Below are 24,422 nucleotides of genomic sequence, written 5' to 3' on the forward strand. Positions count from 1 at the left end.
ACGCCATGAGCAAACAGTTCCTGCTTCCCGACCTCGGCGAAGGCCTGCCCGACGCGACCATCGTCGAGTGGTACGTCAAGGTCGGCGACACGATCAAGCTCGACGACAACCTCGTGTCGATGGAAACCGCGAAGGCGGTCGTCGACGTGCCCTCGCCCGTGTCGGGCAAGGTGCTCAAGCTCGCCGGTGGTCCGGGTGATGTCATCGTCACCGGCACGATGCTCGCCGAATTCGAGATCGACCCGTCGATGCCGCAGCGCGCGGAAGGCCAGGACACCGGCCACCACCACGGTCCGCCGAAAGGCGCGGGCGCGCACGTGTCCGATGACAAGGTCGTGGCCTCCGACGAAGGCGGCGTGATCACCGAGACCGACAAGCCCGCACCGAAGGCCGAGCGCGAAGACAGCGGTACCGTCGTCGGCGCGATGCAATCGTCCGACGCGGTGCGCAGCGAAGCGGCGGTCGCGGTCGGCGGCGTCAAGGCGCTGCCGGCGGTGCGTGCGCTGGCCCGCAAGCTGGGCGTGGACATCACCCGTGTGCGCGCCACCGGCCCCGACGGCGTGGTCACCAACCAGGACGTCAAGAACGCCGCGGCCGACGGCTCGGCGGCGATCGGCGCGGCCCCCGCGGCGCGCACGCACGCCCCCACGGCCTCGCAGCCGACGCAGCCGGTCGCCGCACCCGCGCGCACCACGGTGTCGCAGGCGGGCAAGCCGATGCGCACGCAGCCGCCGGGCGTGCAGGCCACGGGACAACCGGAACAGTTGAAGGGCGTGCGCCGCAACATGGCGCGCGTGATGGCCGATGCGCATGCGAAGGTCGTGCCGACCACGCTCAGCGACGACGCCGACATCCATGCCTGGGTGCCAGGCAACGACATCACCGGGCGCCTGGTGCGCGCGATCGTCGCCGCGGCCAAGGCCGTGCCGGCGCTCAACGCGTGGTTCGACGGCGAGGCGCTGACGCGCACGCTGCACCCGCATGTCGACATCGGCATCGCGGTGGACACCGACGACGGGTTGTTCGTGCCCGCGCTGCGCAACGCCGACATGCTCGACGCACGCGGCGTGCGCGAAGCGGTCAACCGCCTGCGCACGCAGGTCGAAGACCGCACGATCCCGATGACCGAGCTCACCGGTTACACGATCTCGCTGTCGAACTTCGGCATGTTCGCCGGCCGTTACGCGACGCCGGTCATCGTGCCGCCGTGCGTGGCGATCGTCGCCGCGGGCAAGGGCCGCCACCAGATGACGCCGGTGATGGGCGGCTTCGAGTCGCACAAAGTCATCCCGCTGTCGGTGACCTTCGACCACCGCGCCTGCACGGGCGGCGAAGCGGCGCGCTTCCTCAAGGCGATGCTCGACGACCTCGCCAGATCCCACTGAAGGAACACCCCATGGCGCACCGCAGCCGCCTCGCTGGTTTCATCATCGACTGCAATTCCGATGACCACGCCGCGGCCGCGGATTTCTGGAGCCAGGCGCTGGGGTTCGAGAAGGAACAGCACTACGTCGAAGAGGGCGCGGAGTACACCAACCTGACCGGCACGCCGTCGGACCTGCAGGTCGAAGTGCAGCAGGTGAGCCACGAATCGCGCGTGCACCTGGACATCGAAACCGACGACCAGGACGCCGAAGTCGCACGCCTGGAAGCGCTGGGCGCCAAGCGCATCGCGTGGGTCAAGCGCTGGTGGGTGATGGAAGCGCCGACCGGCCAGCGCTTCTGCGTGGTGAAGATGCGCCACCCGGAAAAAGGCGCGAAGCCCAACGACTGGTGATCAGCGTGGCGTGTCGTCCGCGACGACGCGATTGCGCCCCGCTTTCTTGGCCCGATACAACGCCTGGTCCGCGCGCTCGAACACGTGTTCGGGCCCGCCCTGGTTCGACGCCGAATCCGCGATCCCCACCGACACCGTGACCGGCACCGGCAACGCGAGACGCTCCACTTCGCGCCGGATGCGCTCGCCGATCTCCGCACCGCCGTCCAGGCGCGTATCGGGCAACACCACCAGGAATTCCTCGCCGCCGAAGCGCGCGGCGACGTCGCTGGCGCGCACCGAACGCGACACCGCGTCGGCCACCGCGCACAACACGCGATCGCCGAACAGATGGCCGTGCCGGTCGTTGATGCGCTTGAAGTGGTCGATGTCGAGGACGAGCAGCACGTAGGGCTGCGCGTCGAGTTCGCGCTGCACGTCGCTGCGTGCGCGCAGGCGCTCCAGGCCCGCGCGATTCAACAAGCCGGTGAGCTGGTCGTGGTGCGCGGTGTATTGCAGGTCGTCGTGGCGGCGCTGCAGGTCGGCGCGCGCGTGGCCCTGCTCGAGCATCAGGCGGCGCAGTTCGAGCAGGTGCTGCACCTGCCGCGCGAGCAGCCGCAGGCCTTCGAGCTGCGGATTGCCGAGCATGCGCGGCACGACGTCGGCCACGCTGAGTACGCCGAGCGCATGGCCTTCGGGGCTGAGCAACGGCACGCCCGCGTAGAAGCGCGGACGCAGGCCGAGCACGCGGCGCCGTTGCGCGTAGACCGGGTGTTCTTCGAGATCCTGCACGACGAGCGTGTCGTGCGGCGCGTCGATGGCGTGCCCGCACAGCGAGCGCGCGCGATCCAGTTGCGGCTGGTCGATGCCGATGCGCGCCTTGAACCACAGGCGGTCGCGGTCGATCAGCGAGATCGCCGCCGCCGGCATGTCGCACAGCGTGGCGGCCAGCCTGACGATGTCGTCGAAGGCCTCTTCCGGTGCGGTGTCCACGATCGCATAGCCGTCGAGCGCCGCCTGGCGCTCCGCTTCGCGGACGTCGAACATGAGGGAGGTCGGGACGGCGGACATGGGCGTGCGGGGGGAAGTGGAACGGGCGGCTTCCCTGCCGACGCGATGACACTGAACAGGCGGCAGATTCTACAGGCCGCCCGCTTTCGAACCGTTACTGCTTCCGCAACATGCGATGCCGGATCCAGAACGCCAGGCCCAGCGCCGCGAGGAACACGCCGTAGGAGACCGACGTCCCCACGATCTGCTGCCACATGCGCCCGTATCCGCGGTCGGCCCAGGCCTGCGCCCAGTGCAGGCTGAGGACGAAGGCCACCGCCGACGCCGCCAGCGCGCCGACGTCGAACCCCCGCCGCCAGGCGGGGCGTGGCTGGCGCGGGTAGATCCAGTAGAGCACCGCCAGGATCAGGAACCAGGGCAGGAACAGCAGGGCGGCGAGGTTGATCTCGACGAACGGGGACATCACGCCTCTTCCGCGAACCCGGCGAGCGCAGCGCGCAGGTCGTCGACGCTGCCGTCGGCCGGCACGCGACCGAGCACGCCTTCGCCGAAGCGCACGGTGCCTGCGGCGGCGTCGACCGTGAGGCTGCGCCCCGCGTCCTGCTTCGCCCGTGCGACGAGCTGGCCCGCATCGCGCGCCGAGTCGAAGCCTTCGCTTTGCAGCAGCACGCGGTCGCCGTCGACGAGTTTGAAATAGAACTTGCCGTCGGCTTCGCGGTACTGCTTGAACGCCGGCGCGGCGCGCCTGGATTCGCGCGCCTGCGCGGCGCCGGACTGTTGCGAGAGATCGCGCAGGCCCACCGAATCGCGCAATGTCGTCATCAGCGGCGCGGCGTAGGTTTCGCGCAAACGCCGCGCACCATCGCGCAGCAGCGCTTCGATCTTCGCCGGCTCCGCCATCAGCGCTTCGTATTTTTCGCGCAGCGGCGCGACGTCGCGATCGATGCGTTCGAACAGCTGCTGCTTCGCATCGCCCCATGCGATGCCGTCCGCGAAGGCCTTGCGCATCGCGTCCACTTCATCGGCGGACGCGAACGCCTGGTACAGCTGGAACAGTGCCGACTCCTGCGTGTCCTTCGGCTCGCCCGGCGCACGCGAATCGGTCTTGATCGCGAAGATCAGCTTCTTCAACTGCTCGCGGGGCGCGAACAGCGGGATCGTGTTGTCGTAGCTCTTGCTCATCTTGCGGCCGTCGAGACCGGGCAAGGTGGCGACGTGTTCCTCGATCGCCGCTTCGGGCAACGTGAAGTGCTCGCCGTACAGATGGTTGAACCGCTGGCCGAAGTCGCGCGCCATCTCGATGTGCTGCACCTGGTCGCGGCCCACGGGCACCTTGTGCGCGTTGAACAACAGGATGTCGGCGGCCATCAATACGGGGTACATGAACAGGCCCGCGGTGACGCCCGCATCGTCGTCCACTTGTTCGACGCGATTGCGGTCGACCGCCGCCTTGTACGCATGCGCGCGGTTGAGCAGGCCCTTGCCCGCCACGCACGTCAGCAGCCAGGTCAGTTCGGTGGTCTCGGGGACGTCGCTCTGCCGGTAGAACCAGACCTTCGCCGGATCCAGCCCGCACGCGAGCCACGCGGCGGCGATCTCGAGCGTCGAACGCTGCACGCGCGCCGGGTCCTGCACCTTGATCAGCGCGTGGTAGTCGGCGAGGAAGTAGAAGCTTTCGGTATTCGCATCCAGGCTGGCGGCGACCGCCGGCCGGATCGCACCGACGTAGTTGCCCAAATGCGGCGTCCCCGACGTGGTGATGCCGGTGAGGACGCGGGTGCGGGGAGACTTCGAGGCCATGAAAACCAACGGCGATTGAACAGGCGCCCAGTGTAACCGGCCGACCTGCAACCCCACCGGCCCGGGCCGTGCGTTGGAACGGGCGCATCAATCCTCCGCGAGGCCCACCATGTTGCGTTCCCTGTTGTTCGCCGCCGCCCTGCTCGCGTCCACGCAGGCCCATGCCGCGCTGGTCGATATCGACCTCATCGACCGCGACACCGGCCGATGGCTGCCCGAAACCCCTTTCCGCGGCGACACCTGGGTCGCCGGTGCGCCCGGCCATCGGTACGCCGTGCGCCTGACGAACACGACGGGCGAGCGCGTGCTCGTCGTGTTGTCGGTCGATGGCGTCAACGCGGTCACCGGGCAAACCGCGCGCCCGTCGCAGGCCGGCTATGTGCTCGAGCCGTGGCAGAGCACCGAAGTCGCCGGCTGGCGCAAATCGCTCGACGACATCGCGCAATTCGTCTTCACCGATTTGCCCGATTCGTATGCGGCACGCACGGGCCGGCCGCGCAATGTCGGGGTCGTCGGCATCGCCGTGTTCCGCGAGGCACGACCGGTGGTGTACGAGTACGAAACACCGCCGCAAATCGCACGCGATGCCGCGCAGCCTGCGCCCGCCGCGCCACGCGCGCAGTCGAGCGCGAAGGCCGCCGCCGAATCGAGCGCGCAGCAACAGCGCCTGGGCACGGGCCACGGCGCGCGCGAGTGGTCGCGCGTGGAGCGCACCGATTTCGTCCGCGCGACGCGCTCGCCGACGCAGGTGACCGAATTGCGCTACGACGACTACGACACGCTCGCGGCGATCGGCGTGTATCCGCGTCCGCGTCCGCACCATTGGCGCGATGCGCCGCGCGCATTCCCGAACGGCTTCGTCGCCGATCCGCCGGGGGGCTGATCGCCCGGAAGGCAAAAGGGACGGCCCGGTGTCCGCCGGGCCGTCCCTTTTTCATGCGTCCTTGCCTACCGCGGCGCCACTCCTGTACGCCGCTTCCCTCCCTCGTCGGGCCTCAGCAGTTGCTGTCCTTGCAATCCTCAGCCTTCTCTTCGACCTTTTCGCCCGCCTTCTGCACGTCCTTGCCCGCGCCGGCCACGGTGTTGCACGCGGCGAGCATGTTCATCGAGAACATCGCGAGGACCATCAGGTACACGGTGCGCTTGAGTGCCGTCTTCGTCATGGGAATGCGTCTCCTGGGGATGGAAGGGACGGCACTCCGCCGTCCACGGATCGCATTCCACGCAAGCGGCCGTGAAGCCGGTGTCGAATCTGCGTCGCGCGATCTGCTCCGTTCAGCAGACGTACGGCGCGTGCACGCCGCGTCAACGACGGGACGGCGCGGTTCGCGCGTCAGTCGCGCATCAACGTCGACTTGCCGAACAGGCTTTCGACGAGATCCACCGCCAGCTGCGCCGTGGCATTGCGCGAATCCAGCAGCGGGTTGAGCTCGACGATGTCGAGCGACCCCATGCGTCCGGTGTCGGCGATCATCTCCATCACCAGCTGCGCTTCGCGGTAGTTCGGGCCGCCGGGCACGGTCGTGCCGACGCCGGGCGCGATGCTCGGGTCGAGGAAGTCGACGTCGAAGCTCACGTGCACGTGCGTGTCGGCGTCGACGCCTTCGAGCGCCGCTTCCATCGCGCGCTTCATCCCGACTTCGTCGATGTAGCGCATGTCGTACACATCCAGCCCGTGTTCCTTGACCAGGCGCTTCTCGCCTTCGTCGACCGAGCGGATGCCGATCTGCCGGATCTCCCCGGCCTGCAGGGCGGGCGACACGCCACCGATGTGCGTGAGCTCGCGCGGGCCCATGCCGCACAGGCACGCCACCGGCATGCCGTGGATGTTGCCCGACGGGGTGACGTTGGAGGTGTTGAAGTCCGCATGCGCGTCGAGCCAGATCACGCGCAGCTTCTTGCCCTTGCGACGGCAATGGTTGGCGACCGCGGTGATCGACCCGATGCCCAGGCAGTGATCGCCGCCCAGCAGGATCGGCATGCGCCCGACCGCGAGTTCGGAGGCCACCGCTTCCATCACGACGCGGTTCCAGTCCGTCACTTCCTTGAGATGCCGATAGCCGTCGTTCGGCGGCTGCCACGGATTGCGGGGACCATCGAGGTTGCCGCGATCGACCAGGTCGATGCCACGCGCGACGAGCGCTTCGGGCAAGCCTGCGATGCGCAGTGCGTCGGGGCCGAGGCCCGCGCCGCGATGACCGGCGCCGACATCCGTCGGCGCACCCAGGAGACTGACGGGGGGATAGGTGCGAGCCATGCCGGGATGGTATCGCAAGCGGCGCGGAACGCCGCGAGGGTGGTGCCGGCAGTCAGAATCGAACTGACGACCTACCGCTTACAAGGCGGTTGCTCTACCAACTGAGCTATGCCGGCGAAAGCGCGGGCATCCTAACCCATTCGAGCGAACGCACGCGCCTCAGCGCAGGTTCGCGCAGTCGAGCGGTTCCGTGCGCGGCGCGGCGCTGTCCCGCGCGGCGAGGGCAGCGTCGAACGCATTGGTCGCGGCCACGTCGATCCAGCCTTGCGTGCGTACGTCGCCCACCGGTTCCACCTTCGCCTGGTCGAATCCCGCGGCCTGCACCTGCGCCAGGCGGCGGCGCGCCGACTCCTCGCTGCCGAAGCGCCCGAGTGCGATGCCGTTACGGTCAACGCCGGTCGGCATGACGATCAGATCGTCCAGGCCCGCGGCCGTCATACGGTCGGCCAATGCCTGGGCGGCCTCCTGCGTGGCCAGCGGAGGCGCGATCACGCGCCATCCGCGCGGCGCGCCGACAACGACGTTGCGCACGTTCGCGCGCAGCACCTGCGGTTGCAGGCGTTCGTGCGCGCGACGCAGCAGCGCGGGGTTGTCGAACGGGCCGAAGGAGACGCAGCGCGCGTCGGCGGGGATTGCGGCCGTCGCGAGCGACGTCGACGGCGCGGGCGTTTGCGGGCGCGCGCGTTGCGGCGCCTCGGCCAGCAATTGCAGACGCGGGACGCCCGCGGGCGCTTCGATCGGGGCGCCCTGATTCCGCGGCGAACGCGAAGCCCACCACGCCGCGACGCCGACGTTGATCACGACCAGGAAAACGATGAGCGCGCGCTGCATCATGCGGCGGCCTCCATATGCGCCCAGCGCGCGAGGCCTTCGAGAACGAGCGTGGAGCGCACGCGTGCGTCCGGAAGGTGCGCATGCAACGCGTCCGCGCCCCCACCGTGCAGGAGGAGCGTCGGCGCGCTGCCGAGCAATCGCGTGGCTTCGGTCGCGCTGCGTTCGATCAGCGCGACCGCCGCGCCGTCGCAACCGGACACCAGTGCGTCTTCGGTGTCGTTCGCGAATTCGGCGTACGTGCCGCCGATGGGCGCGAGTTGGGTCGCGCGTGCATGGAGCATTTCGCGCATGAGCGTGGGCGATGGTGCGATGCGGCCACCACGGTGCAGGCCGCCGGCATCGACGAGATCGATCGTGAGCCCGGTGCCGACGCCGACGACCAGCGCCGGCCACGCATCCCGTGCACCGATCATCGCGAGGAACCGGTCGACGCCGAGCTTGCGCGGATTGGCATAGGCGATGCGCAAGCCGTCGAATGTCGCCGTCGTGCGCGCGATGGCGATGCGGCGGAAGCGCCCCGTCAATGCATCGAGCAAGCGCACGCGCGCGTCTTCGCCGGCGACACTGGCGAGGTACGCCACGCCGCCCGATGGCAACGAATCGATCTCGGACGGCGCGAACGCGCGCACGTCGCCTACGCCGCCGTCCGCACCGAGGGGTGCGCACTTCAGTCGCGTGTTGCCGAAATCGAACAGCCAGTCCTGCGTCATGCCCCGCGTATCCGAACGCTGACTTCGCCGGAGTGGACCACACGCACCTCACCGTCGTCGAGGCGCACGCGCAACGCGCCGTCGGGCGCGAGCCCTTCCGCGACGGCGTTCCGGTTTCCGTCGTGCTGGTGCAACACGACCGCGCGGCCCGCCAGTGCATCGACGGCGGCGTGGCGTGCGAGGAAGGGGTCGAGGCCCTCGCGATCGAACGCGCTCAACGCCGGCAACAGGTGCGACAGGACGGAGGCGGCGATGGCGTTGCGCGTGCGCGCATCCCCGAGCGTGGCCAGGTCGCACCACGGCTGATCGATCTCGCGCGCGAAGGCCGCCGGCATCCGCACGTTGAGCCCGAGCCCGATGACCGCGCGCACCGGTCCGCCATGCTCGCCACCGCCTTCGACGAGCAATCCCCCGAGCTTGCGCAGGGCCGCGTCGTCTTCCACGACGAGGTCGTTCGGCCATTTCAGTTTGACGTTCGGATGGCCCGACGCATGCAGCGCTTCGGCTGCAGCGATGCCCGCGACGATCGGCAGCCCCCCGAGCCGCGCGAGCCCGCCACCGAAATGGCGAGCGACGGACAGATACAGGTGCGCGGCCAGGGGCGACGCCCACGCCCTTCCGCGCCGGCCGCGTCCGCCGGTCTGGCGCTCGGCCAGCAGAACGTCCGCTTTGCGCACATTCGTGCTGCGGCGCAACAGTTCGGAGTTGGTCGAATCGATCGACCACACGACTTCCAGGCCGGCCAAGGCGTCCCGCGCCGCCGGCGACAGGCCGTCCTGAATGGCCTGCGCGTCGAGCAGGTCGATGGGGTGCTCGAGGGCGTAACCACTGCCTGCGCGCGCCGCGATTCCCACGCCCGCCGCGCGCAAGGCCTCGATCCGCTTCCAGATCGCGGCCCGCGTCGTGCCGGCCTCCGCGGCGAGGCGATCGCCGCTGGCGGGGCCTTGCGCCAACCGGGCGAGGAGGTCGCGGTCGTCCATGCGGGTCCGGGTGGTGCGGGGTCGCGGGGATTCTACGACTGCGATGACCGACGAGCGGTCGGCGGGGCTTGCAACTTTCTGCGTCGACGCCGCATCCACGCTATAGTCCGGGGCCTCCACCCCCTGGCCTGTGCACCCCACCCGCACCAGGATCCCGCCATGACGTCCCGTGCCCTCCTTTGCATTGCGTTGCTGCTCGGCAGCACGGGCGTGTTCGCCCGCGACGTGCACCTGGCCGGCCCGGGCGGCGGTGGCGGCGGCAAGGGCGGCAACCTGCAGCAGTGCGACGACGTCGACAACGCCGTGGCCGCGGCCACCGCGAAGGCGCCGGCCAAGCCGCGCACGACGGTCGCCAGCACGCAACCGGCGCGTCCGATCAAGGTGAAGTCGGTGCCGGCCGCGCGCGGCGATACCGACGCCGATGCCCCGCGCATGCCGACGCCGCGCTGGCACAGCTTCCTGCCGGGCATGTTCCGGTAAGCAGCCGGTCCCCCGCGTCGCTTGCGTTCGTTCCTTCGGCGCTTCCTGCGCCCCGACCCCATCGATGAAGCGCACTGGCGCGACGCGGTCGCGTCCGTTCCCTTCGTGCATGCGCTCGATGCGCAACGACAGTCCAGGCTGCACGCGCTCACCTCGCGCTTCGTGCACGACAAGGCGATCACGCCGGTCGGCGATCTGACGCTCGACGACACCCAACGCATCCAGCTCGCCGCGCTGTGCTGCCTGCCCTTGCTCGAGTTCGGCGCCGAAGGCCTGCACGGCTGGTCGCAATTGCTCGTCTATCCCGATGCGTTCCGCGTCAACCGTACGCACGTCGATGCCGCGGGCGTGCTGCACGAATGGGACGACGAATTGATCGGCGAGGCGTGGGAAACCGGACCGGTGATCCTGTCGTGGGCCGACGTGCAGGCGGATTTCGAATCGCCGCGCGAAGGCTTCTGCGTCGCCGTGCACGAGATCGCGCACAAGCTCGATGCACTCGACGGTGTGCTCGACGGCACGCCCCCGTTGCCGCGCGCATGGCAGCGCGAATGGGCGCGCGATTTCCAGAAGGCGTACGACGCGTTCGCCGACAAGGTCGACCGCAATCGCAAGACGCAGATCGACCCCTACGCCGCCGAAGCCCCGGAGGAATTCTTCGCGGTGTGCACCGAATACCACTTCAGCGCGCCGGGCTTGCTGCGCGCGGAAATGCCCGCGATCGCCGCGCACATGGAAAAACTCTACGGGCCCTCGCCCTTCGCCTGAGTCACAGGCCGGGCGGCAGTTTCACTTCGAAGCGCGCGCCGCCCAGTTCTTCCGAGCGCCGCACGTCCAGTTCGCCGCGATACCCGCGCACGATGTCCTGCACGATCGCCAGGCCGATGCCGTGGCCCTGCACGCGTTCGTCGCCGCGCACGCCGCGCTGCAACAGTTGCGCGACGCGCTCGGGCGCGATGCCCGGGCCGTCGTCGTCCACGGCGAGCAGCAAACCGTCGCGGCGGCCCGGCGAGGTCTCGCCGACGCGCACCGTCAACAACACGCGCGCGCGCGCCCACTTGAACGCGTTCTCCAGCAGGTTGCCGAGCAGTTCCTGCAGGTCGCCCGGTTCGCCGTGGAAACGCGCGTTGGGATCGAACTCGAATTCGCACAACACCTTGCGCGAGGCGTATACCTTCTCCAACCCGCGCACGATCTGCTCGGCATGCGGCTCGATGTCGATGGGCGCGGCGAACAACGCATGGCCGCTCGATGCGGCGCGCGCGAGCTGGTAGGACACCATCTCGTTCATGCGCCGCAACTGCGTGGCGACTTCCTCGCGCAGCTCGGCTTCCGGCGTCGGGTTGTCCAGGCGCGCGCGCAGCACGGCGAGCGGCGTCTTCAGACTGTGCGCGAGGTCGGCCAACGTGTTGCGCTGGCGGTCGAGGTTCTCGCGCTCGCTCGTGATGAAGGCATTGATGCTTTCGGTGAGCGGTTCGAGTTCGCGCGGATGCTGCGCGCTCATGCGCGCGAGCTGGCCCCGATGCACACGCTTGAGTTCGCCGACGACCTGCCGCAACGGACGCAGCGACCACCGCAAGACGAGCATCTGCAACAGCAGCAACACCAGGCCCGCGCCGCCGAGGTATCCCCACAGCGCGCGGCGGAACACGCGGATCTGCGAGGCCAGCGCGCTGGTGTCCTCGGAGATGTACACCGTGTACGGGAACTCGCCCTGCGGGCCGCCTTCGGCCCACACCAAGCCCTTGCCGAGGCGATAGACCTCGCCGGGCGTGCCGTCGCTGCGCGTGATCGGCAGCGGGCCTTCGAACTTGTCGATCGCGGGCGCGAGCATGCCGCCGAGCGGAAGCTCCGGGCCCTGCGCCGACGGTGAATCCCAGTGCCCGTTCGGCAGCACGACTTCCGCATACAACCCGCTACCGGGGCGTTCGAAGCGCGGTTCGGGCGGGGTGTCGGGCACGTAAAGCGTGCCATCGCGCAGGAACTCGATGCCGCTCGCGTATTCGAGCGCGTAGCTCTCCAGGCGCGTGCGGAGATTGCTCTGCGCGGTCTCGAGGAACGCGCGGTCGAGCGCGTAACCCGCGAGTGCGAGAAACGCGACGAGCCCCAGGCTCGCGGCGAGCAGCTGCCGCGACTGCAACGAGCGCGCGCGCCACCGAGTCTTGTCGAAGAGCGCGTCGCCCACAGGCTAGGAGGTCAATCCCCGCTGCGCGGGATGGCGAAGCGGTAGCCACGCCCGCGCACGGTCTCGATCGGCTTGAGTTCGCCTTCGGGATCGAGCTTCTTGCGCAGGCGGCCGATGAAGACTTCGAGCACGTTGGAGTCGCGGTCGAAGTCCTGCTGGTAAATGTGTTCGGTGAGGTCGGCCTTCGAGACCAGCTCGCCGGCATGCATCATCAGGTACTCGAGCACCTTGTATTCGTAGGAGGTCAGGTCGACGTTGGTGCCGTTGACCGTCACCGTCTGCGCGGCGAGGTCGAGCACGACCGGCCCGCATTCCAGCGTCGGCTTGCTCCATCCCGCGGCGCGGCGCACGAGCGCATTGATGCGCGCGAGCAGTTCCTCGACGTGGAAAGGCTTGACCAGGTAATCGTCGGCGCCCTGCTTGAGGCCCTCGACCTTGTCCTGCCACGACGAGCGCGCGGTGAGGATCAGCACCGGGAATTTCTTGCCTTCGTCGCGCAGGGCCTTGATCAGTTCCATGCCCGACATCTTGGGCAGGCCGAGGTCGATGATGCCGAGGTCGAACGGGACCTCGCGGCCCATGTAGAGGCCTTCCTCGCCATCCTGGGCGGAATCGACGGCGAATCCTTCGCGCTTGAGGCGGGCCGAGAGTGTTTCGCGAAGCGGGGCTTCGTCTTCGACGAGCAGGATGCGCATGGTGACTCCGTGTCTGCGAAGGCCTGAGCGGCCGTTGGCTCAGAGGGTGGGGTCGCCGTCGTCGTCGGAGCGTGTACGGGGCTTGTCCTTCCGCCCTTTCCCGCTGTCCCCGCCGCTCTTGGAGGGCCGTTGCGAGCGGGGTTCGTCCCACGCACGGTTACGGGCATCCTTCGCGGCCGGATCGTCCCAGAAGACCCGCACGCGACCCTTGTCGTCGATGATCTTGACACGATTCACGTCGCGTCCGTCGGACTGCACCTGCTCGGCGCTGAGCACCTGGCCGTTGCGTTCGGCGCGGCGCACGGACTCCGACAGGCCCTGCTGCCGGTCGCGCGCGTGCGGCTGCGGCTGTTGCTGCTGGTGCGGCGGCGGTTGCTGCGGCGGCTGCGGCTGGGCCCACGCGACGGCGCTGACGCCCGCAAGGGCGACGGCAAGCGACGATCGGCGACGGGACAACGACAGCGGCATGGGGCGCTCGGCTCGGTGCAGCGGGGATGCGTCATTTTTCGAACGCGGCAGTGAATCACGTCTGAACTTTTTCTTCACGCTGGCGGACCGTTCATGGCCGCTCTGCCCGGGAAGTACGTTGCGGGGCCTCAGAACAGCTCCCCGACGCAGCACCGCAACGACCCGCCGGCGGCCTCGATCGCGGCCATGGGCACCGTGCGGAGGGTGAAACCCGCCGCCGCCAGGGCCTGCCGCGTGGCGGCCGTCAACGCCGCGCCTGCCCCCTCGCTCATCCATACGACATCGTTCGACAGCGTGATGGCGTTGCCGGCGAATGCCGCATGTTCGGCGTCCGACAGCGCGATGGCGTGCGGTCCGTAGACCGCCCGGAGCGCATCGACGACGGCGGCGTCGGCGAACCCGCGCGGACACACCAGCGCCGCGCGGCCCGCCAGCACGGCGAGCACGACGTTCGTGTGGTATTCGCCCGGCGCCAGGTCGAACAACAACGTGGCGCGCAAGCCGAGGGCTTCGTGCATCAGCTGCGCACCGGTCTCGTCGCAGCGTTCCGACAATCCGCACCAACCCACGCCGCGCGCGCGGTCGATCACCAGCGCGCCGGTGAGTTCGCAGGGATGCACCTGGTCGGAGAGGTCGATTTCCGCGTAATCCAATACACCGCCGAAGAAGGCGCGGATGTCGGCGCGCGCGGCTTCGCGCTGGCGCACGGGATGGCGCATGCGGCCGACGAGATAGCGTCCGGCGCCGGTGGCGAAGACGTTGTTCGGGAACAGGCCGTCGGGCGCGTCGGGATCGCCCGGGAAGCAGATCGTGGGCACCACTTGCGCGAGTGCGCGATGCAACGCGCGATGTTCTTCGGACGCGCGCATCGCGTCGAAGCGCGCGGCATCGGCCATGTAGCGGTTGTCGCGCGCGGATTCGTCGGCCAGGCGGAAGCCGTCGGGCGCGACGAGGAAGGCGCCCCGCGCGGTGGGCGGGCCGAAGTCGTGCGCGAACCCGCGCACGCGCGCGACGAACGCCCCGAGATCGCGCGTGATCATGCCGCCACCGCCGGCGATTGCGTGAGCGCCAGCGCCTGTTCGATCAGGGACCAATCGGCACCGGGCTTGTGCGCGCCCTCGCTCAGCACCTGGCGGAACGCGCGGCCGCCGCGTTCGCCCGCGAACAAGCCGAGCAGATGCCGCGTGATGTGCTTGAGGAACACACCGCGCGCAAGTTGATCTTCGATGTACGGACGCAGCGCGCGCAGCAATTCCCCGCGCGTGCGCAACGCGCCGCCGAACCACGCGACGTCGAGGCGGTGCAGCAAGTACGGGTCGTGGTACGCCGCGCGGCCGAGCATCGCGCCATCGACGTGGTCCAGGTGCTTCGTCGCTTCGTCATCCGTTGCGATGCCGCCGTTGACGATCACCTGCAACCCGGGACGGTCGCGCTTGAGCGCATACGCCCAGTCGTAGCGCAGCGGCGGCACTTCGCGGTTCTCCTTCGGCGACAGGCCTTGCAGCCAGGCGTTGCGCGCGTGCACGACGAACATGCGGCACCCGGCGTCGGCCACGGTGTCGATGAAGGCGAGGAAGCGACCGAAGTCGTGGTCGTCGTCGACGCCGAGTCGGCATTTCACCGTCACCGGCACGTCGCACGCGGCGATCATCGCGGCGACGCTGTCTGCGACCAACGCCGGTTCGCGCATCAGGCACGCACCAAACCGCCCGGCCTGCACGCGATCGGACGGGCATCCGCAATTGAGGTTGATCTCATCGAAGCCGTGTTCGGCGCCGATGCGCGCGGCCTGCGCGAGCAGTTCCGGTTCGCTGCCGCCCAACTGCAACGCGACGGGATGTTCGACCGGATCCAACGCGAGCAGGCGCGTGCGGTCGCCATGGATCACCGCGTTGGCATGCACCATTTCGGTGTACAGCCGCGCGTGCGGCGCGAGCGTGCGATGGAACACGCGGCAATGCGTGTCCGTCCAATCCATCATCGGGGCGACGGATAACATGATTTCGCTATGTCGCTGATTATACTGCTTATTCATTTTCCGCAAAGGCGTTTAAACGGGGCGTGTGCGAGACTCAGTGCACACGCGGTGCACAAGCGGGAAAGATCCGAGTAATAATCGGTGCACGATTGAGCGGACACAGAATGCACACATGGCCTCTTTTGCCCAGTTGCCATCAGGGAAATGGCGCGTTCAAGTGCGTCGCGGTGGATTGTATAGGGCCGCCACGTTCCCACTAAAGCGCGAAGCTGAAGCATGGGCGCGAGCGGTCGAAGGACAGGCTCACCAGGTCGCCGCCAGCGGCTACGCGCTGCCGCCAAAGGGCGCATCTCTCGGCGAATTGATCGACGCTTACATAGCTTCGCGCGCCGGCACTGGCGGTAAGACGAAGGCCGCAACGCTAAGGATGCTGAAGGCACGACTCGGCAAGGTAAAGCTGCAATCGCTGACGGCGATCGTCCTGCGGGACTTCGTCGACAAGCGCGTGGACGACGGCGCCGGCGGCGTAACTATTGCCGCGGACCTGTCTTTTCTCGGGGCAGTGCTGACGTGGGGTCGCCATGTTCGCCACCTTGACCTGCCGGCCGAGCTTCCTTCGCAGACGCGTGCGTCCCTCAAACATCGCGGGCTGGACACCCGCAGCAAGGAGCGGGAGCGGGAGCCAACCGACGATGAACTGAATCGACTTTACAAACATTGGGAGTCGAGCGACCGCCGGAAGATCGACATGCCAACCCTGTGCCGTTTCGCCCTGGCGACCGGCATGCGCCTTGGCGAGATCTGCGCGCTGCGTGTCGAGGACATCGACTTGAAGCGAAAGACTGCGCTGATCCGCGATCGCAAAGACCCGCGCAACAAGATTGGGAACAATCAGACCGTCCCGCTGCTATCTGCCGCAGTGGACATCGTGAAGCCACTGCTGCTGGATCGCGAGATTGGCCTCCTGTTCGGCGTAAAGGCCGACTCCGCGTCGACAGCGTTCACCCGCGCTTGTAAGGCGGTCACGCCACCCATTGCAGACCTGCACATGCATGACCTTCGCCATCGCGCGACTGCCCAATTCTTTCGAATGGGCCTAGACATCCCACGCGTCGCGCTACTGACGGGCCACAAGACTTGGACAATGCTGCGCCGATACACATCGATTAAACCGGAAGACGTACACGCAATCATTGAAGGGGCAAAGTCACATGGCGAGTAAGAAACCCAACCTCACTGTCAAATCCGGTTTCTGGATTGACCCAAATCATCTGCCGGAAGAAGTGCGCTCCGACCTGATGCTGGAACTAAATGACTCAGGGCTCGATTACGAGCAACAACAGGCACTCCTCACGCACGCAAATCAAATTGCACAGATGCCACACACCGGAGATGTGCCCACGGCCCAACAATGTGATGAATTGAAGAAGCTCGTCACCGATGTGCACCGCCTGCAAAACTGTTTAAACGCCTTGAGCGAAGCAACTATTGCGACGCTAGAGATTCACACCCGCGAGGCGGCCGTACTTGAGGACCCTTATCCATTCTCTTATGCCATTCTGGAAAAGCTTGGAGACATCGAGTCGGACGGCATACTTAGTGAGTCCTGGGACTGGATCAACGCCCTCGGCGAGGCTGCCGAATACGCACTCACCCAGCAGTCTCCATCTAGGCAAGCCAAACCCAAGCAAGCGCGCGCACGCAGTGTGGTTGCCGAATTGGCCCGATATTTCATAAAGATGACCGGGAAGGCGCCGCCACTGGATGCGGCATCGTGGTTCGCTGGGTTCGCGGGCAGGCTCGCAGAACACATGCAACTTGAAGTCGGTCCCCGCATCGTGAGATCGGGAATTGAGCTGGTCACCGAGCCACAGGGCAAAGTCTGAACGTTGATCTCCAGAATTCGGCGATCACTGTAGGGGCGAGGGAACCTCGCCCTTTGGAGAATGCCCCGTAAGCGAACCGGCACTCTGTCGGGAATAACGGGGCAACATGGTCACCGACCAGAAAAGCAACATCGAACGCATTCGGAAGATGGCAGACAGCTTGGACTGCTTGCTGGAGGAAGACTTCCGGATGCTCGCAGGTGCAACGCAATCCACCGTTGAGGCGTGGCGCAAGCGCGGACAAGGGCCCGCGTATATCCGCCTTGGTAACCGCGTTCTGTACCCACGCGAGGCCGTCGCAGAGCACCTTCGTTCCATCACGCGCGAGCGCAACAGTGCCGCGGCGTCTCTCCTGTGAGCCGGCGCTCACGAGGTCGGCTCCGGTCATGGAGTACGGAGGCCGGAGAATTCTTTCGACTTGTCACCCGCCCTCCCAAGGACGGTGACCCCGAGTCACTTTCGAAATTGCAAGCGGCTCGGTGGGAAGCGGCCCGACGGTCAATTCGAGCAGGCCTACGCTCCATGCCAGTCGAATGCGTACTGGCTTATGCGCACAGCATGGCAACCACGTCGACCCGTTGGCAGGACATGCCGAATCCGCAGCCGCCGTTTGACTTAGATGTGCTTGAGGCATACCGAATGGTTTTGCGCGAACTCGTCTTCCCAAGCAGCCGACGATGAGCAACACGAGCATTGACCTGTTATTGAGTCGCCTTGATGGCGTGAAGCCAAACGGTAGGGGCTGGCGGGCGTACTGCCCTTGCTGTGGTGGACGTGGTTCCAAGGTTAGCGTTGCCGCGGGAGATGACGGGCGGGCGCTGCTTCATTGCTTCGGCGGATGCGATGCGGCCACTGTTGTCGAGGCCGTCGGCTTGTCATTGGGTGCCCTGTTTCCGGAACGACCGGCGGACGATACGCCTGAATCAAGGCGGCGCATGCGGCGAATCGCCCGCGAAGCGCAATGGGGCGCAGCACTGGAAATGCTGGATACGGAATTGTGCGTGATTCATTTCGCCGCGCGCGAGGTAAAAGCCGGCCGCGCAATGAGCAGTGAAGACGCCGCGCGCCTGGAGCTCGCCGTAACTCGCGTGTGCGATGCGCGATTCGTGCTGCGCGAGCAGAAGCCATGGCGACCGCAACGGAACTTGCGCTAATGGAAGCCGCGATGGGCCTTGAACAACGCGTGCTAGCGGCGGACGCGTCGGGTGTCCTGGTGGGGACGGCAGTACGGCCTTCTGTCACGCCTCACCGCGTGCTATGGGATGCCTTGGGCTTGGCCTTCGACGCCCGAGGAACGCCGCCACCGAATCTAGACAACGCCGTCAGGGTGCTTGAGGGCCATCGCGACCTAAAAGGCCGCGTGTGGTTTGACGAATTCACGGGGCGCGTGATGACAACCCTCGGCGGTACCGTGCATGAGTGGGGCGACGGCGAAACGATCAGTACGACACTGTTCCTACAGCGGACGATCGGCCTTTCGCAAATGGGCTCAACTACGGTCGACCAAGCCGTTTCTGCGGTCGCCTTCGCGCACCGTCGCAATAGTGCGCAGGAATGGCTACGCTCGCTGCAGTGGGATCGTGTCGACCGTCTTCCCTGTTTTCTTTCAAGGGCCTTCGGAACGGCGCAGAGTGAGTACACCGCCGCTGTCGGGCGATGCTTCATGGTGGGAATGGTCGCGCGTATTCTCCGACCTGGGTGCAAGGTCGACACGATGCCTGTCTTCGAAGGCGCGCAAGGCCTCGGAAAGTCTGCCGCGCTGCAAGCTCTGGTCGGAACGAATTGGTTCGCCGAGGCGGCCGAAAGCGTCACATCAAAAGACTTCTTCGTCGTTCTGAAAGGGAAAGCGTTAGTCGAGATTGCGGAACTCGACACGATCAGTCGCGCAGAAGTAACGGCAGTCAAACGCGTATTGACCTGTGCTACCGATCGCTATCGTGCGCCTTATGGCAAGCGTGCCGAAGACCATGCCCGCACGTGCGTCTTCTCGGGGACGACCAATCGCGACGACTGGAACCGAGATGAAACGGGCGCGCGCCGGTTCTGGCCGGTGGCTTGCAAGTCAATTGACTTGGAGTGGATTCGCGATATTCGCGAGCAGCTCTTTGCAGAAGCGGTTGCGCGGCTTGATCGCGGAGAACCTTGGTGGGACGTCCCTGCTGAAGAGGCGAAGCGTGAGCAGGAAGCTCGTCGCGAAGTTGACGAATGGGCAGAACCGATTGCGCGGTACTTGAAAGGCCGGCGAGAAGTTCAAGTTGCGGCCGTCATGGAAACCGGTTTAGGTATTCCACCGGAAAGGTGGACCAAGCCGCTGCAAATGCGCGTCGCCTCCATCCTAAAGGGAATGGGATGGGTGAAGCGGGATACGTGGTGGGAAGGTCGGAAGGCCAAGGTTTGGCAACGTCCGGATGCGAAGGATCTTGGAGGTGGGGAAGGTGGGAAGGACGAACCGTTCTAATTTAAGGGTTCGCCCCACCTTCCCACCTTCCCGCCTAGCCAAATGATTTGTAGAGACTGCATAGGGCATTCTAGGAACTGGTAGGTAGGTGGGTAGGGTGGGACATGTGGGAGCTGCCGGCCGTGGCGTTGGGTCCTTCCTTGAGGGGGTGAGGTGCGGCGTCCTCGACACCGTAACAATCGAATTTTGCGTGGCACGGCGAAACCGATTTGTTGTTTACCTCACCTCGTAAACTTTCTCCGTGATTGGCCAGAGTTTTGCTTGTGCGATTGGTGGTGGATGCAGTCCTCAGCGAACCCGTCTCTGCGAGGATTTTCCCTACATCAGGGAAATCAACTGAGAAAAAGCGGGCCTCCCGCCAGCTTCTAACGCCAGATGCGGGGCACAAGCGCTTGCGCTTCCTGTCCGCCGGCAACGTTGAGACTTTGAACGGGAACGTCGGAACAGGGAACCGTATCAGGGACCGCATCAGGGAGGCGCGGCGTAAGAGTCGCGTGCGAGGCTTGCTCCAGTCCAACACCTCAGAGGAAGGCATGAGTGATCGTATCGATCGGAAGAAGCTCTACGATCTGGTCTGGAGCGAGCCCATCAGCACGTTGGCGGAAAAATTCGGGTACTCCGACGTCGGCCTTTCCAAGTTGTGCAAGCGCCATGGCATTCCCCTTCCCGCCCGAGGACATTGGGCAAGGATCCAGGCCGGCCAGAAGCTTCGGCAGCCTCCGCTTCCCGCTGCCAAGGCGGGGCAGGACGGCCTCGCGTTGAAACCGCTCCCCGATGCGGAGCGGCACTCGCGCGCGGCCCAAAAGGCGCAGAGCGCCGCCGTTCGCCATTCCATTTCCGCGGATGCCGTCGTGAGGGACACGGAGAAACTTCACCCGTTGGCAAGAGGAGCGCGTCGTCGCCTTAGGCAGAAGGACAGCAGAGTTGATCCGAAGCAGCTGAGATATGCGCCGAAGGAGGTCCTCGACATCGAGGTGACGCCCGGATCCATCGACAGAGCAACCTCCATTGCCAGTGCGGTGCTCGTCGCCCTTGAGAAGCTGGGGGCTACCGTCCTTGTCGACCGCGACAAGGGCCGCACCGTTCTCGCACTGATGGACACCCAGCTTCGAATCAAAATCTCCGAGCACGTCGCGCGGTCTGACCACCAGGCGACCGTCGCGGAACAGCGGGCGGTGGAGCGAGACCGCAACAACATCCGCTGGGGATCGGGCACTGTGGAATACCCCCACATCCCGCGGCACGACTTCACGCCCACGGGGCTACTGACCATCACGGCATCGGGTTGGCCCCATCGGAGCTGGCGCGACACAAGGCGCACGCCCCTCGAGCAGCGATTGGGCGAGGTGGTCGCGGGCATCCTGTCCTTGGCAGAAGAGGTCCGCGATCGCGAGCAGACGGAGGCTCGCAAGAAGGCCGAGCACGAGTGCAAAGTGCAGCGCTACGAGCGTGAGATGGCACGCAGGACCGAAGAGCGAGCCGCTTACCGACAGCTGCGGTTGGACGCCAAGCGCTGGGTGGCCGCCAATGAGCTTCGAGCGTACTTGCGCGCCGTTGGCAGCGTGGCGGCTTTGCATGGCACCGATTCGAACGAACTCGCAGAGTGGATCGGGTGGGCCTCGAGGAAGGCCGATTGGCTCGACCCCACGGTTCTGGTGTCGGACGCAATTCTGGATGCGCCGCAGCCGGAGAAGCCACGATCCTGGTACTGGTGACCGCGGGCTAACGGCCCCTTGACCATCTCCATTATTTCGATATTCTTCGAAATATGGAAATGCCATCCGCCCTCGCCAGCCTCTCCGCCCTCGGCCACGAGTCCCGTCTCCGCGCCTTCCGCCGCCTCGTTGAGGCCGGCCCCGACGGTATGCCGGTCGGCGAGCTCCGTGAGTACCTGGACCTCCCCGCCGCGACCCTGACCGCACACCTCAATATTCTGCGTGGGTCGGGGCTGGTGGTCGACCAGCGCGAGGGCCGCGTGATCCGCGTGCGCGCGAACTACGCGCAGATGAACGCCCTGATCGCCTACCTCACCGAGAACTGCTGCGCCGGGACCGCGGACTGCGGCCCCACCCCCACTGCCTGCAAGCCACGCAAGAAAGGAGCCTCGAAGTGAACCGCTTCCACGTACACCTCAACGTCGCCGACCTCGCCGCCAGCATCCGCTTCTATTCGCAGCTCTTTGCCGCGCCGCCTGCCGTCGTCAAGGACGACTACGCGAAGTGGATGCTCGAAGACCCGCGCGTGAACTTCGCGATTTCCAACACCGGGCGCGCACCGGGCGTTGACCATCTGGGCCTGCAAGTCGACAACGGCGACGAGCTCGTCGCGCTCGGCAAGCGCCTCGACGCCGCCGGCGGCACCGTGATTCCCGAGGAGGCGACGATCTGTTGCTACGCACGCTCCGACAAGAACTGGACCGAAGACCCACAGGGCACGCGCTGGGAGACATTCCATACCTTCGGCGAAGCGACGACGTACTACGCCGGCGATGCGGCCTGTGCGACCGACGGCGCGGCATGCACGCCGAACGTCGCGGAGATGAATCCCAAGGTCGACAAGGGCTCGCCGTGCTGCTCACCCGCCGCGGCCTGCTGCTGAGGACGCCGACATGCAAAATGTCGTTTACAACGCACTGTTCCTGTGCACCGGCAACTCCGCCCGCAGCCAGATCGCCGAGGTTCTGTTGAACGCGATGGGCAAGGGCCGCTTCCGCGCGTATAGCGCTGGCAGCCACCCAAGCGGCGAAGTGCATCCACTGGCGGTGCGCACCATTCGCGACCACGGCCTGAGCGCGCAGGGGCTTCGCAGTAAGAGCTGGGACGAGTTCGCCGGCCCGGACGCGCCCACTATGGATTTCGTCATCACGGTCTGCGACAACGCGGCTGGCGAAACCTGCCCGGTGTGGCCCGGGCATCCTGCGGTCGCGCACTGGGGCGTTCCCGATCCTGCCGCATCCGGCGACCCCCAAGCGTTCAAGGACGCATGGTTGGTCCTTAGGCGTCGCATCGAGCTGCTCCTCGCGCTTCCGCTCGAAAAGCTGGACAACTTGGCGCGCACGCAGAAGTTGAACGAGATCGCGATGCACGGCGAGGAGCACTTGGCATGAAGCGCGTGCTCTTCGTGTGCGTTGAGAACTCGAACCGCAGCCAGATGGCGGAGGCGTTCGCGCATATCCATGGCGGTGATGGTGTCGAGGCATTGAGCGCGGGTTCGGCGCCGTCGGGCGTGATCAACCCTAAGGCGGTCCGCTTCATGTCCGAGCTGGGTTACGACCTGACGCAACACGCCTCCAAGTCCCTGGACGAAATCGACGGCGAGTTCGATGCCGTCATCACCATGGGCTGCGGCGACAACTGCCCGTGGGTGCCTGCAAAGCGCCGTGAGGATTGGGGCTTGCCCGACCCCAAGCACATGGACGATGCGGGCTACCGCGCCGTCCGCGACGACATCGAGGCGCGCGTCAAGGCGTTGCTCGCGGAGATCGCATGAACCTGCGCCGCCGCCTTCTTGCGGAGTTCCTCGGCACGGCGTTGCTGTTGGCGACCGTCGTCGGATCGGGCGTCATGGGTGTCGCGTTATCGGCCGGCAATGATGGCATCGCCTTGCTGGCAAACGCCGCGGCCACGGCGGGCGTGTTGTACGTCCTGATCGGTATCCTGGGGCCAATCTCTGGCGCCCACTTCAACCCGGCGGTCACCTTGGCGATGCGCCTGCGCCGCGAAATCGGCTCGCGCGATGCAGGCCTTTACATCGTGTTGCAAGTCATCGGCGCAATTGCAGGCGTCATGCTGGCACACGCCATGTTCGATCTTCCCCTGATCCAACCCGGCAACCATACCCGCACGGGGATGGCGCAGTGGATCAGTGAAGGCATCGCGACGTGCGGCTTGTTGCTGACGATCCTGTTGGGGGTTCGGCACCGACCGACGGCCATCCCCGCGCTGGTCGCGAGCTACATCTTCGCCGCCTATTGGTTCACAGCCAGCACGTCCTTCGCCAACCCCGCGGTCACGCTGGCGCGGTCGTTGACCCAATCGTTCGCCGGCATCCGTCCGGCGGATGTCCTGGGCTTCACGATCGCGCAGCTAGTCGGCACCGGTGTCGCGCTCGCCCTCGCGGGGATGCTTGTTCCGCAGCGCGCCGAAATCGTCGAAGACGTTGGGGGCGAAGCCGCGTCCAAGCCCTAGGAGATCGTCATGAGCACCAACTTCGAGAACAAAATCGAAATCTTCGAGGCCATGGCTTCGGCTTTGCGGGTGTTGACTGGGCGGCTTGCCGAGGTGGCGCGCGAGGCCACCCACGAACAGATTCAAGCGAAGGAAGATGGCGCCGCTGCGGTTGCGCGGCTCCCGGACGATCTCGAACTGAAGGCCCTGAAGGCTCGACCTGAAATCGCCGTGGACTTGATTCGCATGATTGGCGATGTCCGCCGCATCAGCGAGCTCGTCGACCACCTTGCGGCGCGGACAACGCTGAAAGTACCGGCGGTGTCGGCCGAGATGGATGATCGGCTCCGTCGCATTTTCGACCTGACCGGAACCCTGCTCGGCGAAACGCAGGACGCGATCGCAAGCCGCGGCGTCGAGCAGGCCCGTGCCGCCGCGCGCCGCGAATCGGAGCTCGATGATTGGTATGACCTACTACTCACGGAGATGTTCGAAGACGTCGTCGAGGAAGGCGCGGTGCCGCCGCAACTGCACGACGTCGCGGCGACGGCAAAGCTGTTGGAACGCGTGGGTGGATCCGCGGTCGAACTGGCGCAAGGCGCAGCGCGCGTTCTGGGTCGCTCCGCCTCCGCCTAAACTTCGACGATGGGCCTGTTGGGGGTCGCGCCCTACCGCCGACTAGACGTCCAGGAGAGCCGCGTTTTCCGTACTCCGCTCCATCTGCAACGTCGGATGATCGATGCCGAACTGCGCGTGGA

At 66.5% G+C, this 24,422-nt stretch carries 29 protein-coding genes, 1 tRNA gene and 1 pseudogene; 17 read left to right on the plus strand and 14 right to left on the minus strand.

All coding sequences use genetic code 11. From position 1 onward, the window contains the following. Nucleotides 1–5 precede the first annotated feature (5 nt). A complete protein-coding gene (locus LF41_RS14185) occupies nucleotides 6–1,385 on the plus strand; it encodes a dihydrolipoamide acetyltransferase family protein (RefSeq protein WP_036171095.1) in 1,380 nt (459 codons plus the stop codon). 11 nt (nucleotides 1,386–1,396) lie between these two features. Beyond that, a complete protein-coding gene (locus LF41_RS14190; protein WP_036171098.1) occupies nucleotides 1,397–1,777 on the plus strand; it encodes a VOC family protein in 381 nt (126 codons plus the stop codon). On the opposite strand, the gene LF41_RS14195 is transcribed toward LF41_RS14190, so the two are convergent. The 3 genes and pseudogenes from LF41_RS14195 to LF41_RS14205 all read right to left on the minus strand — a co-directional run. Next, nucleotides 1,778–2,803 (minus strand): GGDEF domain-containing protein, encoded by a 1,026-nt coding sequence (locus LF41_RS14195; RefSeq protein WP_036171555.1) that lies wholly within the window; start codon nucleotides 2,801–2,803, stop codon nucleotides 1,778–1,780. Nucleotides 2,804–2,921: 118 nt separating this feature from the next. After that, nucleotides 2,922–3,230, minus strand: coding sequence for a hypothetical protein (locus LF41_RS14200; RefSeq protein WP_036171101.1), 309 nt, complete (start codon nucleotides 3,228–3,230; stop codon nucleotides 2,922–2,924). Between the two features lie 122 nt (nucleotides 3,231–3,352). Continuing rightward, nucleotides 3,353–4,567, minus strand: a pseudogene (locus tag LF41_RS14205) (tryptophan--tRNA ligase); the annotation flags it as partial. A gap of 109 nt (nucleotides 4,568–4,676) precedes the next feature. Between LF41_RS14205 and LF41_RS14210 the strand changes: the two are divergent. After that, the gene (locus LF41_RS14210) at nucleotides 4,677–5,450 is read left to right on the plus strand and encodes a hypothetical protein (RefSeq protein ID WP_052116475.1); all 774 of its coding nucleotides are present in this window, start codon (nucleotides 4,677–4,679) and stop codon (nucleotides 5,448–5,450) included. Nucleotides 5,451–5,562: 112 nt separating this feature from the next. Here LF41_RS14210 and LF41_RS14215 read toward each other — a convergent pair whose 3' ends face one another. The 6 genes from LF41_RS14215 to LF41_RS14240 form a co-directional block, all read right to left on the minus strand. Next, nucleotides 5,563–5,730, minus strand: a complete 168-nt coding sequence (locus LF41_RS14215; protein ID WP_036171104.1) for an entericidin A/B family lipoprotein — start codon at nucleotides 5,728–5,730, stop codon at nucleotides 5,563–5,565. 170 nt (nucleotides 5,731–5,900) lie between these two features. Continuing rightward, the gene (rocF, locus tag LF41_RS14220; RefSeq protein ID WP_036171107.1) at nucleotides 5,901–6,824 is read right to left on the minus strand and encodes an arginase; all 924 of its coding nucleotides are present in this window, start codon (nucleotides 6,822–6,824) and stop codon (nucleotides 5,901–5,903) included. A gap of 40 nt (nucleotides 6,825–6,864) precedes the next feature. Next, a tRNA-Thr gene (locus tag LF41_RS14225) sits at nucleotides 6,865–6,940 on the minus strand. Nucleotides 6,941–6,983: 43 nt separating this feature from the next. Continuing rightward, nucleotides 6,984–7,658: an SPOR domain-containing protein gene (locus tag LF41_RS14230; protein ID WP_036171110.1), complete on the minus strand. Its 675-nt coding sequence runs from the start codon at nucleotides 7,656–7,658 to the stop codon at nucleotides 6,984–6,986. Next, nucleotides 7,655–8,368, minus strand: coding sequence for a type III pantothenate kinase (locus LF41_RS14235; RefSeq protein ID WP_036171113.1), 714 nt, complete (start codon nucleotides 8,366–8,368; stop codon nucleotides 7,655–7,657). The genes LF41_RS14230 and LF41_RS14235 overlap by 4 nt, the downstream gene beginning before the upstream one ends. Then, nucleotides 8,365–9,348 carry a biotin--[acetyl-CoA-carboxylase] ligase gene (locus tag LF41_RS14240; RefSeq protein WP_036171116.1) on the minus strand — a complete coding sequence of 328 codons (984 nt, stop codon included), beginning with the start codon at nucleotides 9,346–9,348 and terminating at the stop codon, nucleotides 8,365–8,367. Before LF41_RS14240 ends, LF41_RS14235 begins: the two co-directional genes overlap by 4 nt. Before the next feature lie 159 nt (nucleotides 9,349–9,507). On the opposite strand from LF41_RS14240, the gene LF41_RS14245 reads away from it, so the two are divergent. Both LF41_RS14245 and LF41_RS14250 read left to right on the plus strand, forming a co-directional pair. Further along, nucleotides 9,508–9,828, plus strand: coding sequence for a hypothetical protein (locus LF41_RS14245; RefSeq protein WP_152600032.1), 321 nt, complete (start codon nucleotides 9,508–9,510; stop codon nucleotides 9,826–9,828). Nucleotides 9,829–9,849: 21 nt separating this feature from the next. Beyond that, entirely contained in the window at nucleotides 9,850–10,596 is a 747-nt protein-coding gene (locus LF41_RS14250) for a M90 family metallopeptidase (RefSeq protein WP_036171122.1), read from the plus strand. Between the two features lies 1 nt (nucleotide 10,597). Here the strand turns inward: LF41_RS14250 and LF41_RS14255 are convergent, their stop codons facing one another. From LF41_RS14255 to dusA, 5 genes are all read right to left on the minus strand, one after another. Continuing rightward, nucleotides 10,598–12,013, minus strand: coding sequence for an ATP-binding protein (locus LF41_RS14255; protein ID WP_036171126.1), 1,416 nt, complete (start codon nucleotides 12,011–12,013; stop codon nucleotides 10,598–10,600). Between the two features lie 11 nt (nucleotides 12,014–12,024). Further along, on the minus strand, nucleotides 12,025–12,708 hold the full coding sequence (locus LF41_RS14260; RefSeq protein WP_036171129.1) for a response regulator transcription factor: 684 nt from the start codon (nucleotides 12,706–12,708) through the stop codon (nucleotides 12,025–12,027). A gap of 39 nt (nucleotides 12,709–12,747) precedes the next feature. Further along, nucleotides 12,748–13,176, minus strand: a complete 429-nt coding sequence (locus LF41_RS14265; protein ID WP_052116476.1) for a hypothetical protein — start codon at nucleotides 13,174–13,176, stop codon at nucleotides 12,748–12,750. A gap of 128 nt (nucleotides 13,177–13,304) precedes the next feature. After that, a complete protein-coding gene (locus tag LF41_RS14270) occupies nucleotides 13,305–14,216 on the minus strand; it encodes an arginine deiminase-related protein (RefSeq protein ID WP_036171132.1) in 912 nt (303 codons plus the stop codon). Continuing rightward, nucleotides 14,213–15,211: a tRNA dihydrouridine(20/20a) synthase DusA gene (dusA, locus tag LF41_RS14275; protein WP_036171135.1), complete on the minus strand. Its 999-nt coding sequence runs from the start codon at nucleotides 15,209–15,211 to the stop codon at nucleotides 14,213–14,215. The genes LF41_RS14270 and dusA overlap by 4 nt, the downstream gene beginning before the upstream one ends. A gap of 115 nt (nucleotides 15,212–15,326) precedes the next feature. Between dusA and LF41_RS14280 the strand changes: the two genes are divergently transcribed. From LF41_RS14280 to LF41_RS14330, 12 genes are all read left to right on the plus strand, one after another. Then, complete coding sequence (locus LF41_RS14280; RefSeq protein ID WP_036171137.1) at nucleotides 15,327–16,376, plus strand: tyrosine-type recombinase/integrase; 1,050 nt, start codon at nucleotides 15,327–15,329, stop codon at nucleotides 16,374–16,376. Beyond that, a complete protein-coding gene (locus LF41_RS14285) occupies nucleotides 16,366–17,040 on the plus strand; it encodes a hypothetical protein (RefSeq protein ID WP_036171141.1) in 675 nt (224 codons plus the stop codon). Before LF41_RS14280 ends, LF41_RS14285 begins: the two co-directional genes overlap by 11 nt. Before the next feature lie 106 nt (nucleotides 17,041–17,146). Beyond that, nucleotides 17,147–17,398 carry a helix-turn-helix transcriptional regulator gene (locus tag LF41_RS14290; protein WP_036171144.1) on the plus strand — a complete coding sequence of 84 codons (252 nt, stop codon included), beginning with the start codon at nucleotides 17,147–17,149 and terminating at the stop codon, nucleotides 17,396–17,398. Between the two features lie 319 nt (nucleotides 17,399–17,717). Next, nucleotides 17,718–18,194, plus strand: coding sequence for a hypothetical protein (locus LF41_RS16820; RefSeq protein WP_152600033.1), 477 nt, complete (start codon nucleotides 17,718–17,720; stop codon nucleotides 18,192–18,194). Next, nucleotides 18,167–19,498, plus strand: a complete 1,332-nt coding sequence (locus LF41_RS14295; RefSeq protein ID WP_084073679.1) for a virulence-associated E family protein — start codon at nucleotides 18,167–18,169, stop codon at nucleotides 19,496–19,498. Before LF41_RS16820 ends, LF41_RS14295 begins: the two co-directional genes overlap by 28 nt. Nucleotides 19,499–20,031: 533 nt before the next feature. Next, nucleotides 20,032–21,213, plus strand: coding sequence for a hypothetical protein (locus LF41_RS16310; RefSeq protein ID WP_152600034.1), 1,182 nt, complete (start codon nucleotides 20,032–20,034; stop codon nucleotides 21,211–21,213). 59 nt (nucleotides 21,214–21,272) lie between these two features. After that, nucleotides 21,273–21,611: an ArsR/SmtB family transcription factor gene (locus tag LF41_RS14305; RefSeq protein ID WP_425599480.1), complete on the plus strand. Its 339-nt coding sequence runs from the start codon at nucleotides 21,273–21,275 to the stop codon at nucleotides 21,609–21,611. After that, entirely contained in the window at nucleotides 21,608–22,096 is a 489-nt protein-coding gene (locus LF41_RS14310) for an ArsI/CadI family heavy metal resistance metalloenzyme (RefSeq protein ID WP_036171150.1), read from the plus strand. Before LF41_RS14305 ends, LF41_RS14310 begins: the two co-directional genes overlap by 4 nt. A 10-nt stretch (nucleotides 22,097–22,106) precedes the next feature. Then, the gene (locus tag LF41_RS14315; protein WP_036171153.1) at nucleotides 22,107–22,604 is read left to right on the plus strand and encodes an arsenate reductase ArsC; all 498 of its coding nucleotides are present in this window, start codon (nucleotides 22,107–22,109) and stop codon (nucleotides 22,602–22,604) included. Next, nucleotides 22,601–22,987: an arsenate reductase ArsC gene (locus LF41_RS14320; protein WP_036171156.1), complete on the plus strand. Its 387-nt coding sequence runs from the start codon at nucleotides 22,601–22,603 to the stop codon at nucleotides 22,985–22,987. Before LF41_RS14315 ends, LF41_RS14320 begins: the two co-directional genes overlap by 4 nt. Beyond that, nucleotides 22,984–23,685 (plus strand): aquaporin, encoded by a 702-nt coding sequence (locus tag LF41_RS14325; RefSeq protein WP_036171160.1) that lies wholly within the window; start codon nucleotides 22,984–22,986, stop codon nucleotides 23,683–23,685. The genes LF41_RS14320 and LF41_RS14325 overlap by 4 nt, the downstream gene beginning before the upstream one ends. A gap of 9 nt (nucleotides 23,686–23,694) precedes the next feature. Beyond that, nucleotides 23,695–24,300: a PhoU domain-containing protein gene (locus LF41_RS14330; RefSeq protein ID WP_036171163.1), complete on the plus strand. Its 606-nt coding sequence runs from the start codon at nucleotides 23,695–23,697 to the stop codon at nucleotides 24,298–24,300. Nucleotides 24,301–24,422: the final 122 nt, after the last annotated feature.

It is taken from the genome of Lysobacter dokdonensis DS-58 (assembly GCF_000770795.1).
Classification (GTDB): Bacteria; Pseudomonadota; Gammaproteobacteria; order Xanthomonadales; family Xanthomonadaceae; genus Noviluteimonas; species Noviluteimonas dokdonensis.